Source organism: Ignavibacteriota bacterium (genome assembly GCA_016218045.1).
Classification (GTDB): domain Bacteria; phylum Bacteroidota; class Ignavibacteria; order SZUA-365; family SZUA-365; genus JACRFB01.
The window spans coordinates 26487-41224 of record JACRFB010000045.1 but is presented as its reverse complement, the minus strand read 5'-3'; the positions used below and the strand labels follow the sequence as shown (position 1 = coordinate 41224).

Genomic DNA, 14738 nt, shown 5'->3' with positions numbered 1-14738 from the left:
ACGACGATCACACGGCCTTTTGAAGCACGTCGAGATAGCGGACGGCAAGGGTGTCGAGATCGTAATGCGCGCGGACGTACTGGTAGGCATTGTCGCCGTAGGCGGCGCGCAGCTCCTCGTCGCCGCGCAGGCGCCGGATGGCGCTGACAAGTGCATCCGCATTCTGCGGCTCGACGGGGATGCCCGCGTTTGCGCGCTCGAGTATGCGGCAGGCCTCGCCACGCACACCGAGCACGATGGGTTTTCCCGATCCCATGATCTCGAACATCTTCGACGGGATGACGGTTTCGAAGAGGTCCGCGCGCCGCAGCATCACCAGAGAGAGATCGATTTCATTCAGCATCTCCGAGATAACCGCGCGCGGTTGGCGGTTCACAAAGAGCACATTCGGCAGGCCGTTTGCGTAGTGCATCAGCGACTGCTTCGCGGCGCCCTCACCCACGAGCACAAACTGCACCGACGGATCGTTCTCGAAACTGCGCGCGGCGTCGATCATCGTCTCGAGCCCGTGCGCCAGGCCGTGCGTGCCGAAGTACGCGACGAGGAACTTGTCCTTCATCGGGCCGTTGAAATGTGTGCGATGCCGCGACCGGCGGTCGAAGAGGTCGCGGCTCACGCCGTTGGTGATGACGTCGATCTTGTCCGCGGGCACACCCTTGCGCAGCAGATGATCGCGGAACGCGTCGCTCACGATCACGATACGATCGGCACGGCCGTACATGTAGCGCTCCACGCCGCGCAACATCGTGAGGAATCGTTTGTTGGTGTCGATACGCACGGCCTCGATGGAATCGGGCCAAAGGTCGCGCACCTCCAGCACGAGCGGGACGCGGCGCAAGCTCTTCACAAAGGTGCCGCTCACACCCGAAAAAAACTGCGGCGTTGTTGCAATGCACACGTCGGCGTCGCGGATCGTCTCGCTGGCAAGTGCGGCGGAAAAGCCGAAGGACAGGTAGTTGATGCTGCGGCGCACTTTCCGCGCGTTCGGCGTGACAAAGACCCAGGTCCTGTACACGTCGATTCCGTCGATCACTTCGTGATGCAGAAGCCGCTTTTCGTAGCCGGGATACACCTTTCCCACAGGATGATTCGGTATGCCGCAGATGACCGATACCTTGTGGCCCATCCGCACCCAGCGTCTGCTGAATTCGTAGGCACGGGCCGCCGGGGCTCCCATTTCGGGTGGAAAATATTGGCAGATGTACAGTATATGCACGGCTAATACCGGCAGGGCCGGTTCCAAGGAAAGCAAAATGAAATCTGCATTTTTCCTGAATGTGAATCAAGCCGGAAGGCAGTCCGGCCGGGCCGAAAGCGCGATGTGACGCGTGTCGGACGCCGTTGGCGCCGCGATTCACCAGGAATGGAGTAAGGCGTGCGTACTGATAAAAGACCGTGCCGGGGATCCCGAAGTTACAGACGCGACCCAATCGAGAGTGTCCCGCCCTCATGGTCGATGGTTGCATACAACCCGGTCTGATCCAGCGTGATCTGCGGCGCGGTTCCGTCAAAATGGATCACGTATCCGGTGACAAGCGGGAGCGCTTGCGTGCCGTGAAATACAAGCGTCTTTCTCGGACGGCGCACGCCGAAGGCCGGATAGTACTCGGTTTCGTGCACGCGCACATGCAATTCGCTTAGTGCGCGCAGAGAACAGGCATGCCCGTGTGCGGATGCGCGCATTCCCGTCGCGTCGCGCTGCAACTGCACATCCGGATGGAAGTGCACCACATTTTCGATGAGCCGGCTTCCGTCCCCATGAATATAATCGATGACGCAGATCCACTCGGCCTCTCGAATCACGAAACTGCGCTCGTGGATGAGTCCGCGCGCAACACGTCCGTACCCGTCATGTGCAGCTTGAAATATCGAGCAGCCCTGCTCAACTCTTCTGTGCAGACCCGTCACACGCGCGCGCCTGCCCACGCGGAAGCTTTTCCACACGTCCGACTGTTCCCGCGTATCGAGCCGCACGGTATTGTGCGCGGCGGTGGACCGCGCGTAGCGCCTCTCCGGCGACTCCTTGTAGTGGAACACGCCGGTGTCGGTGATAAAACGCCCGCCATGCCACGACACCTCGTACGAGAGTGTGTCGCAATGCGCGTGGCCCGGCTGGTAATCGGGGCCCACGAGACCTCCGTCGAAGATCACAAAGAGGGAGTCGCGTCTGTGCGTAAGCAGGCCGGATACACGTACTGGATCGAGGTCTCCGTCCTGCTCCGACGGATCAGTCAGGGCAGTCTCCCCCGTCGTGCCGAGCAGGGCCTCGCCCGCGCGCAGCACATCGGCCGCGTCGAGGGCTCCATGTTCCACCGAATCGTTGAACAGGGGTACACGTCCGTCGGGATGCAGTGTGCGCCGTGTACATGCGCACATGCGCAACGCGGCCGACTCCACCGCCTCCAGCGTGCCGGTGTCGTCGTCGCGCAGTGCGGCGGCGAGATCGAGCACGTCGGCGGTCATGGCGAGGTGATACATGGGCGAGCGCTCGAAGTGCATGCCGTCGTCGAGCACCTGTTCGCGCAGCTCGCGCAGCAACAGCCGACGACCGCGTGTGCCTGCGCGCACACCCGTGCGCGTGTCGAGGAAACATCCCGCCAGCACCAGCGCCTTGATGTTTTTCAGGAGATGGTTCGCCATCGTGGCGAATTCCAAGTTGTGCAGCAGGGCGCGGGTCATGTCCTCCACACCGCGCGCGAGCAGATCCATGCCGCCCACATGCCGCGAAGTCGTCCCGCCGCTGTCCGCAAGCAGCCGGTGCAGCCGTATCCAGCTTTCAATTCGCAGGGACAGCACATACGGATGCCATGCCGCGGCTCGCGCGCCGGGGTGCGCGGCGGGATAATCGCCGGACCATTCCTCCAAATATCGGATCACTTCCTCCGATGTTACGGCGCCCTCGGCCAGCAGTCCGGGCAGGTAGTCGTGATAGCCGTAATGAAACTGCCAGAGCAGCGGTTTCGCCTGCACGGCGCGCCGTCGCTCGTCCCTGTCCGCGGACAACGTGGCGCGGTCGTTCAGAAACGTGAAAGTGCGCGCATGCAGGTTGATGGCTTCATGTGTGATGCGGGTCGGGAGAAGCGGTGCCCGGTACACGGGCACGGATTCGCGCGTAACGCGGAAGACGCGGTCCGCAAAGCGCGACCGCGCGACCAGTAGTGTGATGCGGCCCTTTATCGCGCGTATCACACGGCGGATGATCATGCCGGGACGGAGGTACCAGACGGACCAGAAGTAAATTCCCAGAATCTCGGCACGTTTCATATGCAAATATACGACGGATAGTGCGGGGCTCAGTCGACACGCACGAGTGACGCGACGTCGTGCCGCGGCGCCGCGGGAAATGTGTCGATGAATGTGCGGAACCAGTGTTCCAGCACGTAGAGCTGCCAGAGCTTCATCGAATGGTCCTGTGTTCCCTCGTCGTTCTCGCGGAAGCAGCGCTCGAGTACAGGCGCATTCCACAGTCCGCGGCCGCGCGCCTGTGCCGAAAACAGCATGTCGCGCATTTCCTCGCGCAAGGTTGTGCGCACCCATGAACGGACGGGCGGGCTGTACCCGGTCTTGCGCCGGTGCAGAATCGATTGCGGAATTTCTGCGCGGAAGGCGCGTCGCAACACGTGTTTGCGTGTCGTGCCTCGCAGCTTGTCGCCGTCGGGCAGCGCCAGCGCAAACTCCACAAGCCGGTGGTCGAGAAACGGCACGCGCATTTCGACGGCGTTGGCCATCGAGGTTTTGTCCATGTTTTCGAGATTCAGATGCGGCAGGAAGAGCCGGAGATCCACGATCAACAGTCTTGTAAGAGGCGACAGATCGGCGTGGTGATCGAATATGCGGCGGTGCGTCGCGCTCAGGTCCTGATCGGTCACGGCAAGGTCGCGCGCGAACAGTTCGTTCTGGCCGGCGGCGTCCCAGTACGTGGAATACCCGAGGAAACGCTCGAAGAACGGCTTGTCGGCATGGGCTGCCAGGAATTGCGCGCGCCGCGCGGTGCCGGCCGACAGACCGCCGCGTTTCTCGAGTGCGGCCGCGGCACGCGCGGCGCCGCGCAGCACGGGACCCGCTCCTGGAATCCTGCCCGCGAGCATCGCGGCGGGATACCGCGGATAGCCCGCCAGTATTTCGTCGGCGCCCATGCCGGATAATAGGACCGTCATATCCGATTTTGCGACGGCGGTCAACGCGAGATTGGTGACGACGGTGGGATCGGCAAGCGGTTCGTCGAGATGCCAGACGGCGCGCGCGAGCAGCGCGGGGACGTCGGCGTCCAGCGCGCGCACATCGAGGGGCGTGTCGAAACGGACGGCCGCCTCGCGCGCGAAAGGCAGGTCATCGTCGAAAACGTCGCGGGCGCGCGACTCGGGGGTGTATGTGGCCGTAAGCGCGCGTACGGTGCTCCCGGCGGCGTGTATCGCCGCGAGAAGTGCGGTGGAATCGAGTCCGCCGCTCAGCAGCAGGCCGAGCGGGACGTCACTGGCCAGTTGCGACACAACCACGTCGCCGAAACGCGCGCGGAATTCTGCCGCCCGCTGTGTGTCGTTCCCCTGCACGCTTCGCCGCGCTGCGTCGGCGGGATTCCAATACTCGCCCGTGTGCAGCTCGCCGTCGCGGTAGCGCAGCCAGCAGCCCGGCGCGAGCCGGTACACGCCCGGGAAAAAGGTCTCGTCGCCCGCATTCCAGAGATAGGCAAGATAGCCCGGGAGCGCATCATGACGCACTGTCCGTAGCGCGGGCCGCGCGGCCAGCAGCGCCTTGATTTCCGATGCGAAGAGCAGGCCGTCGTTCTCGCGCGTGTAGTACAGCGGCTTCACCCCGAGATGATCCCGCGCGGCAAACAGTTCGCGCTCGGTTTCGTCCCACACGGCGAAGGCAAACTGTCCCACGAGGCGCTGCAGCAGGCCATCGCCCCACTGCACCCATGCGGCAAGAAGCACTTCCGAATCGGACCGGGTGCGGAAAGTATGGCCGCGCCCTTCGAGATCGTGACGCAATTCCTGGAAGTTGAAGATCTCGCCGTTGTAGACGAGTGTGTGGCGCCCGTCCTGCGAGCGCATCGGCTGCCGCGCGGCGTCCGTCAGGTCGATGATGCGCAGGCGCCTGTGTCCGAGACCTGCCGTTCCGGAGGGCGAAAGCCACACCGCGCCGTCGTCGGGTCCGCGATGGTACAGGAACTGCGTCATGCGGCGCAGTTCGTGCTCGTCCACCCTGCCGACGATGCCGCTTATGCCGCACATCGGACGGCTCGGCGCGCAGCGGTCACGAGAAGCCCTTCCGCCTGCTGATGATGTGATACGCCTCGGTGATGCTCTGGGCCTTCACGGTCGCGGCGCGCTGCTGCGCCGCCGAAAGCGTTGCGACGCGGTCGGGATGGTACCTGCGCATCAGCATCTTGTACGCGCGCTTCACGTCTTCGACGGTTGCGGACGGTGTGAGTCCGAGCACGGCATAATAATACGCGTCGTCCTTCTCGCCCGGCTTGCGTTTTGCGCCGGCTCCGGCCGCGCCGCGTGCCCCACCCTGCCCCTGCTCGCGCGTGTTCCGCGCGCCAGGGTCCGCGGACGATCCGCCCGTCTGTCCGGTCGATGACTGTCGCGCACGCGTCGATCCGCCCGCGGATGGACCCGCGGGGCGTGTGCGAGCGGAGGGTCCGGCATCCTGTGCCGCGCCGCGCAGTGCCTCGTCGAAATCGGCTAGTTCCTGTTCTTCGGGGCTCAACGCATCAACGGCGTCGTTCACGACGGTCTTGAGCAGGCGATGGACGCGGCGGAAAATCTGGCTGTATGACATGGCATCCTCTACGAGTTCACAATCGCGAGTGCCGCGATGGCGGCGGTCTCGCTGCGCAGGCGCCGCGGTCCGAGCGACACGATCGATGCGCCCCGCTCGCGGGCGTATGAGATCTCGTCATCGGTGAAGCCGCCTTCGGGTCCGATAAAGATCGCGACCGCGCGCGTGGCGTCCAATGCGGCCAGTGCCGCTGCGAGTGTATGTTCCGGCGACGCGCTCTCGTGGCAGAGAAATACGGCCGCATCCTCGCAGAGGCGCAGCGCGTCCCGGAAGTCCGCCACCTCGTCCACCGGCGGCCACAGGCAGCGCATCGACTGTTTCATCGCCGCGCGTGTCAATTCGCTCCACCGCGCGCGTTTCTCTCCGACCGCAACGACGCGGCTGCTGCGCAGGGGCAGAATGCGCGACACGCCAAGTTCCACGGCTTTCTCCATGACCCAGTCCATGCGTGCGGGCTGCTTCAACACCGCCTGCGCCAGGATGATGTCGCGGCGCGGTTCATTCATCGCCTCGATGCGCTCGTGTACCGCGCACTCGGTGCTGTCCCTGCCCGATGCGCGCACGGTGCACCGGTACATCGTGCCGCATCCATCCGCGACCAACAATGCGTCGCCTTCGCGCAGGCGCATGACACGCGCGAGGTGATGGTGCTCGTCGCCGACGAGCAGCAGTGTTCGGCCTGCCACGTCCGCGGGTCGCGCGTGAAAGACTTCCATCAGAATGCCGCTCCGATTTCGAACACCCATTCGCCCCGCCCCGTCTCGTTCCACGCGCGCTCGGTGCGCAGCACAAAACTGTACGGCAGGAGCAGATGAAGTCCGCACCCGTAGCCGCCGGGCACCGTGCCCTTCCACGGCGCGCCGTCACGGTTCCACAGCGTGCCCGCGTCCGCGAACAGTGCCGCGTAGAGGCCCAGGCGCCAGAGGGCGAATTCCTTCATCGGCATGCCGGGCACGTTGAGGTAAAAGGGATACACGAGCGGCAGACGCAGCTCGGCTGAAAGACCTGCGATGCTCTCGGCTTCGCGCTCCTCCTCGAAATGGCCGCGGATCCGTTCGCTGAAGCCGAAGTACTGATGTTCATACAGGGGTATGGACGCGCCCGCGCTCACACGCGTGAATCCGCGCAGCGCCAGGGCCGTGCCGCGCGCAAAAGGGATGTAGCCGCGAAGATCCATGGAGTACACGGTGAAATCAAAAGGACCCCCGAGTCCTTTTTTTGTCACTCCCGCGCTGCCGAACATTCCCTCCGTGGCATACTCGCGCAGATTCCGGGTGTCGTGCCGCGCCGAAATCCCCGCCTCGAGATAGCGGTCGACGCCGCGTGGCGATGCTGTGCGTCCGGGCGCGTACTCCGACACCTCGTAGTGCCGGTACGCAAGTGTGAGCGCGATGCTACGGAAGGGATCGAAACGTTTCCCGAGTGTGGCGCCGAGACCGTAGCGGTTCTCGTCGAAGTTGTTGCCGCTTCCCCGCGCGAGCGCGCTCTTGTTGGCGGTACGCGCGAAGGACGCGTTGCTTTCAAAAAAAAGCTGTTCGGATCCGAATATCCACGGATTCGCGTAGTACAGACTGACCCACGGATCGTATCCGAGGGCGAAGCCCGCAAATATCTTTTCGTTCCAGCCGCGGAAATTTTCGTGTTTGATCCCGAGTCCGTAATACCAGTGGCCGATGTCGCGGTCCACCACGCCGAGCAGCGGCACGGGGTACAGGTACCAGCGCTCGTCGACCTCGACGAGAAGGATGGTGCTGTCGAGCGGCGGATAGCTGATGGTGACGCGGTTGAAGAGGCCGAGACTGTACACGCGCTCCTGGCAATAGGCGAGGGCCTCCGCGTCCACGGTGTCCCCCTGCCGCACGGTCATTTCGCGCAGGATGATGTCGGTCTTTGTAATCCTGTTGCCGAATACCGCGATGCCGGTGACGATGGGGGCCGGCGGTGGCGGATTCTGCGCGTGTGCAAACATCGCGAACAGCAGGAGAAATCCCGCTGCACGCGCAATTGTCGTCACACGCACTGTCCCGCCTCTCCTCACAGGCGGATGCGGAACGTGGCCTCGGGGACGAGTTCGGCCATGCCCGACGGAAGCGGCCGGACTTTGACGGACGAATGCAGCTCGGCCACGGAGTTGAAGCGTGCCGCGGCCCAGGCGGCATCGACCGCGCTCAGCACGTGATTGATGATCACGAGACTCACGATTCTTTCGGACACCGTATAGAAATCGTTCGCCTCGCCGCGCATGTCGGCGTACTGCCGGAAGCGTGTCGAGATCTCGCGGTAGCCGCCGTCGCTCTTGTCGTCCCAGCCGAAGGAGTACTGGTCGTATTTGCCGATCAGTTCGAAGTACTGTTGATGTCCGTGCCGCGGCAGGCGGTGCGAGAACACGGGTATCGCCATTTCCACTTCGTTCATCTGCGTCCAGTTGACCCGTTCCCAGTGCGGCAGCGATTCATCGGACGAGATGTCGATCGGTTTTGTGTTTTCTCCGCCGGGGAACGACTTCGCGTTCTCGTTCAGCCAGCGCGCATATTTCACCGCGCTCCAGTGCGCGTCGGCGTAGTTCTGGAACAGCAGCGTCTGGTCGTCGCCCTTCGTGTCGTATGAATTCGCAAAATACCATCCCGTGACTTCGGCGCCGAAAAAGAGTCCCGCAAGAATATACGATCCGGCGTACACCTCGCCCGCGCCCGGCAGTGCCAGCGACAACGCGCCCGCGAGCAGCGGTGAGCGGCGCGAGCCCTGCGCCGCGCCCTCGCTCCATGCCGCGGGTGCCTCCGGCACGGGTTCGAGGCTGCCCGTCATGTCGAGACGGAGCATGTGCCGGTCAAGGGCGACGCTCTGTTCCTGCGCGGGAACCGCTGCGGGTAACAGACAGAGAAGGATGAGAAGGGTGGAAAGGCGCACCGGGAATGCCGGCGTATCAGAATGGCGCGTCATCGGTGTCACCGTCGGCGATGTAGTGAATGTTGCTCGGAAGCCGCACCTCGAGATTCTCGAACTTCGCGTACTGCGGCACCCATGCGAGGGGCACTTCGCCCGTTTCACCGTTGCGCTGCTTGCCGATGATGATGAGGGCCTTGTTCTCCTCCTCGGGCGGGAGTCCCTCGAGTTCGCGGTTGCGGTGCACAAAGAGCACCACGTCGGCATCCTGTTCGATCGAGCCCGACTCGCGCAGATCCGCGAGCATAGGTTTGCCGCCGGAACGCTGCTCGACCGCGCGGTTGAGCTGCGACAGCGCGATGATGGGAATGCTGAGATCCTTGGCAAGGCCCTTCAGCGAGCGGCTGATGGTGGCGATTTCCCGCTCGCGGCTCTCGCGCACATTGGGCGCGGTCATGAGCTGCAGGTAGTCGATGATGAGCAGGCGCACGCCCTGCTCGTCCACCATGCGGCGGGCCTTGGCGCGCAGTTCCAGTATCGAGATTCCCGGCGTGTCGTCGATGAACATCTTCGCGCGCTCGAGCTTGCCGACATAGGTGGCCAGCTTTCCGTAGTCGCTCTCCTTGATGCGGCCCGTGCGGACGAGCTGCATGTTGACACGTGCTTCGGCGCAGAGCAGACGCAGCGCGAGCTGCTCCTTCGACATTTCGAGACTGAAGATGCCGACGGGCATGTCGTGATCGATGCACGCGTTGCGGGCCATCGACAAGGCGAGCGCCGTCTTTCCCATCGAGGGACGCGCGGCGAGAATGATGAGGTCGGTGTCCTGCCAGCCGCCGGTCTTGCTGTCGAGCATATCGTAACCCGACGGCACTCCGGTGACGCCGGTGTGCTCCTGCGTGATCTTTCCGATCTTCTCGAGCAGTGGACGCACGACGGCGTTGAGATCCACGTAGCTCTTTTTGATGTGCTGTTCGGAGAGGTGGAACAGCTTCGTCTCGGCGCTGTCGATCAGTTCGAAGGCGTCGGACGAGTCGACGTAACATTCTGTGATGATCGCGGTGTTGACCTCGATCATCTGCCGCTTCAGCGCCTTCTCGAGAATGATGCGGCAGTGGTGCTCGATATGCGCGGGAGCGACCACTTCACTCGTCAGTTGTGTCAGATAGAACATCGAGCCGATCTGTTCGAGCTGCCCGCGCCTGCGCAGCTCGTCACCGACGGTAATGATGTCCACGGGTTGATGGCGCGCGTACAGGGCGCCGATCGCGTCAAAGATGAGACGGTGCGTTTCCTTATAAAACGCGTCGACGGTGACGAGCGAGACGACGGCGGAGACGGTCGGATCCGGCTGCAGCAGCATCGCGCCGAGCACGGCCATCTCCACGTCCACCGCCTGCGGCGGAAGATGCCCGGCCGAGCGGTCCGCGGCTTGCTGAAAGCGCGGTTCTGCCGGTTCATGCGGGAAGGACGGCTGCATCTGGTCCTCAGGCCTGCTTCTTGAGCGCGTCGTAGCGCGCGCGGAAACGCTGCACGTCGTCCCAGGTCGGCCGCTTCCAGTTCGGATTCCGCAGCAGCGCGGCCGGATGGTATGTGACATGCAGCGGGACGCCCTGATACGTGTGCTCCACTTCGCGGAGCCGTGTCAGTGAGTCGGTGGTGCGGAGCAGCGTCTGCGCCGCGATGCGTCCCAGCGCCAGCATGATGCGCGGCTTGATGAGCGCGATCTGATGATGGAGATACGGTTCACACTGTTCCACTTCGGTCGGCAGCGGATCGCGATTGTTGGGCGGGCGGCACTTGAGGATGTTGCAGATGTAGACTTCCTCGCGTGTCAGATTGATGGCCTTGAGAATGTCGTTGAGCAACTGTCCCGCACGTCCCACAAAGGGTTCGCCACGCGCGTCTTCCTCCGCTCCCGGCGCCTCGCCGATGAGCACGATGTCGGCATCGGGATTCCCCACGCCGAAAACAAAACTCTTGCGCGTGTGTCCGAGCGAACAGCTTGTACATGTGTGAATGCGCTCGCGGAATCCCTCGAGCGACCGCGTGCGCTGCCAGCCGTCGGTCCCCGTCACGCTGCCGTCCTCTTCCGACGCGGTGCGCGGCGGCAGGACGATTGCGTCGCCGTAGATGTCGCGCATTTGGCGGAGGTAGCGGTGAAGATCGTGCACAAGAAACGGGCCTGCTGTGTTTGCATCGGGGAGTGAATGGGAAATCTACTGCGCGGCGCGGGAACGGTCAAGGCAGGACCTGCGCCATGGCGGCACCACGTGCCTTCGAGCCGGACTTTGGTGGTACGCTCAGGCGCCGCTGCGCGAGGAAAGAAGATAGACGGCGCGATCGAGGAGCGCGTGCGCAAGATCCGACTTCGGCATCAGCCCCAGCTCCTCGGTACTGCCATCGGCAAAGAGGAAGGTTGCGACATTTGTATCACCGCCGAAGGCGGCTCCCTGCTCGAGGGGATTGTTGAGCACGATCATGTCGGCGCGTTTGCGCTCGAGTTTCTCGCGCGCATTCCGCACCGCGTCGTCGGTTTCGAGCGCGAAACCCACAAGAACACCGCCGCGGTCACGCGTGCCGAGTTCCGCAAGGATGTCGGGATTCCGCTCGAGTACCAGCGTCAAGCCCTCGTCGCCGAGGTCTTCCTTCTTGATCTTGTGCGCGGACACGGTCGCCGGACGGAAATCCGCAACGGCCGCTGCCAGCACCGCCACGCGCACACCGTCCATGTTGCCCATCACGGCGTCGCGCATCTCCTGCGCCGTGGTCACGTCCACACGCCGCACACCCCGGGGAGTGGCGAGATGCACCGGACCCGCAACAAGTGTCACATCGGCACCGCGTCGCGCTGCCGCGGCGGCAATCGCAAAGCCCATTTTGCCCGAGCTGTGATTGCCGAGAAAACGGACCGGATCAAGCGCCTCGTGTGTCGGTCCCGCCGTCACAAGCACACCGGTGCCCGTCAGATCGCGGCGGCCAGGCCACACGACATCCTCCAACACTTCGATCAACACGGGCGGATCGGGAAGTCGTCCCGGGCCCACAAGACCGCTGGCAAGGTCCCCCTCGTCGGGAGGCACGATCACGACGCCACGCCTGCGGAGGATGTCGAGATTCTCCTGCGTCGCCTGATGAGTGTACATGTCGGTGTCCATCGCGGGCGCCACCACAAGAGGCGCGCGCAGCGCCAGCACCAGGGCCGTGAGGGCGTTGTCGGCAAAACCGTGCGCGAGTTTGGCGATTGTTCCCGCGGATGCGGGCGCGATGAGCATCACCTCGGCCCACATGCCGAGATCGATATGCCATGTGCCCTGCGACGGCTCGGCAGGGAACATGTCGCGGACGACCTCCGCGCGCGACACCGTGGCGAGAGCGAGGGGCGAGACGAACTCCGCCGCCGCGGGTGTCATCACAACGCGGACCTCGGCTCCGGCGCGGGTCAATTCGCGCACAAGCTGCGGCGTCTTATACGCCGCGATGCTCCCGGTGACGCCGAGCAGGACGCGCCGGCCGCCGAGCATGCTCATTCTTCCTTGTAGCGGTAGCTGAGCTGGCCGTCGAGAAGATTCTCGATCGCCTGCTGCGTCGGCTTCGGCAGCTTTTCGAATTCGATGCTGATGCGCATCTGTTCGGGATTCGTTTCGATTTCCTCTTCGGAATCGATGCGTGTCGCGAACATTTCCAGCTCCTGGTTGAGCCGGATTTTCATCTCTTCGTTGATCTGGCGCGCGCGTTTCGACAACACGACAATCGCCTCATAGACGTTTTCGGCGTGGCTGTCGAGCGCTTTCAATTCGAGCGGATTCAGAGACATGCTGCTCTCCTGTGTATGTGTATCATGATGATCGTCCTTGCTGCCGCGCGGGCATGCCGCTCCGCTCGGCCACGATGGCCGCAACGGCGGGGACTGACCGCGACAGATCGTCGTTGACGACGCGATAGTCGAATCGCGGCGCCTGTTCCATCTCCCATTTTGCGCGCGCGATGCGCCTCTCTATCACCTCGGGTGATTCCGAACCGCGGTGTTCGAGGCGGCGGCGCAGCGTCTCCAGATCCGGCGGCTCAATAAAAATGAGCACCGCTGCATCACCGAAGGCCGCCTTTATCGAGAGCGCGCCCTTCACATCGACATCAAAAAGCAGATGGCGCCCTTCCCTGTCGGCGCGTTCCACTTCGGAGACCGGTGTACCGTACCTGTTCCCGAACACCTCCTCCCATTCCACGAAGAGCCCGCCGTCGATGCGGCTCTGGAACTCGTCGGCCGTGAGGAAGTAATAATCCGCGCCTTCACGCTCGTTCGGGCGCCGCGGCCGCGTGGTGGCCGACACCGAAAACGAGAGCGCTTCGAACATCGGCAGAATACGACGCGCGATGGTCGTCTTCCCCGAACCGCTCGGAGCTGAAAGCACAAAAAGCATCGCGGCTTACTCCACGTTCTGCAACTGTTCGCGGATGCGTTCGAGTTCTTCCTTGATGCCGACGACGAGGTACGCGATATCGGCGTCGTAGGATTTTGATCCGATCGTGTTGGCCTCGCGATTTATTTCCTGCAGAAGGAACGTCATCTTCCTTCCTTCCGATTCGGGCGAGGCGATCGCGTCGCGGAAAAATTTCAAGTGACTGCGGAAACGGACCAATTCCTCCGTGATGTCCATTTTGTCGGCGAGCATCACGATTTCCATCTCCAGCCGCTGGGCGTCCACCGTGCCGGGTGCGAGCACCTGTTCGACTCGCTCTCGCAAACGCGCGCGTTCGATCTCGGACCTGCCCGCGGAGAGTTCCTGAATGCGGACCAGCGCTGTTTCCATTGCATCGAGGCGCCCCGCGAGGTCACGCGCCAGCTCCCCGCCCTCCTTGCCGCGCATATCCGACAGCATCTCGGCCGCGGCCGTCACCGCCGCCGTCACCGCGGTCCACTCGTCCTCATTCGCCGAGACCGTATCATCGGCCGTAAAAACGTCGGAGAAACGGAGCATGTGGTCGAGCGTGACGTCACCCTCGATCCCGAGCGTGTCGCGGAGCGCGGTGAGAAGTTCCTTGTAGCCGCGCGCGATGTCGGCATTCACCGACAGCGCGATGGCGGTGCCGGCGCCCCGATCGATCGAGACCGACAGCGTGACCTTGCCCCTGCCCGCCTTGGCGCGCACAAGCTCCTTCAGCTCGTTCTCGCGCGGCTGCAGCGACTTCGGGAGACGCGCGGAAAATTCGTAGAAACGGTTGTTCACGCTCCGCAGTTCCGCAGTGGCGCTCACGCCCCCGGCCACCGCCGTCCCGTTTCCATATCCCGTCATGCTTATGAGCATCGTCACGCCTGTGCTGATTTCTAACCAGAATTTTAAATGTACGGAAGTCTCGCTAATTTTGCAATAATTTCCTGTGCATCCATGCCCCCTCTCGTCTCGGTCATTCTCCCGACGTATAACCGTGCCGCCTTGCTCCCGCGCGCCATCGATTCCGTGCGGGGACAGTCGCTGACCGACTGGGAACTCATCGTGGTGGACGACGGAGGCACCGACGACACTCCCGCCGTCCTCGCCCGTTATCAGGCCATGGACGGCCGCATCCGCGCGTTTCGGCAGGAGAATGCCGGACCAGCCGCGGCTCGGAACGCGGGTTTCGTGCTGGCACGCGGGGCGTACATCGCCTTTCTCGACTCCGACGACGAATACCTGACCGATCACCTTCTGCTTCGCGCGCAAATGCTCGACACACAATCCGGGGTTGATGCCCTGCATGGCGGCGTGCTCGTGGCCGACGGTGATCCGCTTGTGCCCGATGCGACTGATCCGTCGCGCCTTATACACATAGACGCATGTGCCGTGGGCGGCACGTTTTTTCTCCGCCGCCGTCTGCTGGAATCCGGCCTGCGATGGACCGGCGGCTATGCGGAGGACGCCGCACTTCTCGCAGCTCTGAAGCGCCGCGCGGTGGTGCTGCGTGTCGATTTTCCGACCTACGTCTATCACCGGGATACACCCGACAGCCGCTGTGCGGATCAGCGGGAGCGGTCCGGGACGGGCTGATGCACGCATCGATTTTTCTGTAGCCCGCAGGCCGCGCGATTC

General features: G+C 63.5%; 14 protein-coding genes. 1 reads left to right on the top strand and 13 read right to left on the bottom strand.

Annotated features, from left to right (window positions below):
• Nucleotides 1-7 precede the first annotated feature (7 nt).
• The 13 genes from HY962_11855 to HY962_11795 form a co-directional block, all read right to left on the bottom strand.
• Nucleotides 8-1126 carry a glycosyltransferase family 4 protein gene (locus HY962_11855; GenBank protein ID MBI5647617.1) on the bottom strand — a complete coding sequence of 373 codons (1119 nt, stop codon included), beginning with the start codon at nucleotides 1124-1126 and terminating at the stop codon, nucleotides 8-10.
• Nucleotides 1127-1413: 287 nt separating this feature from the next.
• Nucleotides 1414-3264 (bottom strand): alginate lyase family protein, encoded by a 1851-nt coding sequence (locus tag HY962_11850; GenBank protein ID MBI5647616.1) that lies wholly within the window; start codon nucleotides 3262-3264, stop codon nucleotides 1414-1416.
• Between the two features lie 29 nt (nucleotides 3265-3293).
• Nucleotides 3294-5234 (bottom strand): asparagine synthase (glutamine-hydrolyzing), encoded by a 1941-nt coding sequence (asnB, locus tag HY962_11845; protein MBI5647615.1) that lies wholly within the window; start codon nucleotides 5232-5234, stop codon nucleotides 3294-3296.
• 22 nt (nucleotides 5235-5256) lie between these two features.
• A complete protein-coding gene (locus tag HY962_11840; protein ID MBI5647614.1) occupies nucleotides 5257-5787 on the bottom strand; it encodes a J domain-containing protein in 531 nt (176 codons plus the stop codon).
• An 8-nt stretch (nucleotides 5788-5795) separates the two neighbouring features.
• A complete protein-coding gene (locus tag HY962_11835; protein MBI5647613.1) occupies nucleotides 5796-6503 on the bottom strand; it encodes a 16S rRNA (uracil(1498)-N(3))-methyltransferase in 708 nt (235 codons plus the stop codon).
• Nucleotides 6503-7807, bottom strand: coding sequence for a BamA/TamA family outer membrane protein (locus HY962_11830; GenBank protein MBI5647612.1), 1305 nt, complete (start codon nucleotides 7805-7807; stop codon nucleotides 6503-6505). The genes HY962_11835 and HY962_11830 overlap by 1 nt, the downstream gene beginning before the upstream one ends.
• A 14-nt stretch (nucleotides 7808-7821) precedes the next feature.
• Complete coding sequence (locus HY962_11825; GenBank protein ID MBI5647611.1) at nucleotides 7822-8727, bottom strand: hypothetical protein; 906 nt, start codon at nucleotides 8725-8727, stop codon at nucleotides 7822-7824.
• Nucleotides 8711-10150 (bottom strand): replicative DNA helicase, encoded by a 1440-nt coding sequence (gene dnaB / locus HY962_11820; protein ID MBI5647610.1) that lies wholly within the window; start codon nucleotides 10148-10150, stop codon nucleotides 8711-8713. The genes HY962_11825 and dnaB overlap by 17 nt, the downstream gene beginning before the upstream one ends.
• Nucleotides 10151-10157: 7 nt before the next feature.
• Entirely contained in the window at nucleotides 10158-10814 is a 657-nt protein-coding gene (locus HY962_11815) for a uracil-DNA glycosylase (GenBank protein MBI5647609.1), read from the bottom strand.
• 159 nt (nucleotides 10815-10973) lie between these two features.
• The gene (gene coaBC, locus HY962_11810; protein MBI5647608.1) at nucleotides 10974-12200 is read right to left on the bottom strand and encodes a bifunctional phosphopantothenoylcysteine decarboxylase/phosphopantothenate--cysteine ligase CoaBC; all 1227 of its coding nucleotides are present in this window, start codon (nucleotides 12198-12200) and stop codon (nucleotides 10974-10976) included.
• Nucleotides 12197-12487: a DNA-directed RNA polymerase subunit omega gene (locus HY962_11805; GenBank protein ID MBI5647607.1), complete on the bottom strand. Its 291-nt coding sequence runs from the start codon at nucleotides 12485-12487 to the stop codon at nucleotides 12197-12199. The genes coaBC and HY962_11805 overlap by 4 nt, the downstream gene beginning before the upstream one ends.
• 22 nt (nucleotides 12488-12509) lie before the next feature.
• Nucleotides 12510-13091, bottom strand: coding sequence for a guanylate kinase (gmk, locus tag HY962_11800; protein MBI5647606.1), 582 nt, complete (start codon nucleotides 13089-13091; stop codon nucleotides 12510-12512).
• A 6-nt stretch (nucleotides 13092-13097) separates the two neighbouring features.
• Nucleotides 13098-13982 carry a YicC family protein gene (locus tag HY962_11795; GenBank protein MBI5647605.1) on the bottom strand — a complete coding sequence of 295 codons (885 nt, stop codon included), beginning with the start codon at nucleotides 13980-13982 and terminating at the stop codon, nucleotides 13098-13100.
• Nucleotides 13983-14057: 75 nt separating this feature from the next.
• Here HY962_11795 and HY962_11790 point away from each other — a divergent pair, with 75 nt between their 5' ends.
• Nucleotides 14058-14696 carry a glycosyltransferase family 2 protein gene (locus HY962_11790; protein ID MBI5647604.1) on the top strand — a complete coding sequence of 213 codons (639 nt, stop codon included), beginning with the start codon at nucleotides 14058-14060 and terminating at the stop codon, nucleotides 14694-14696.
• The last annotated feature ends 42 nt before the right edge of the window (nucleotides 14697-14738 follow it).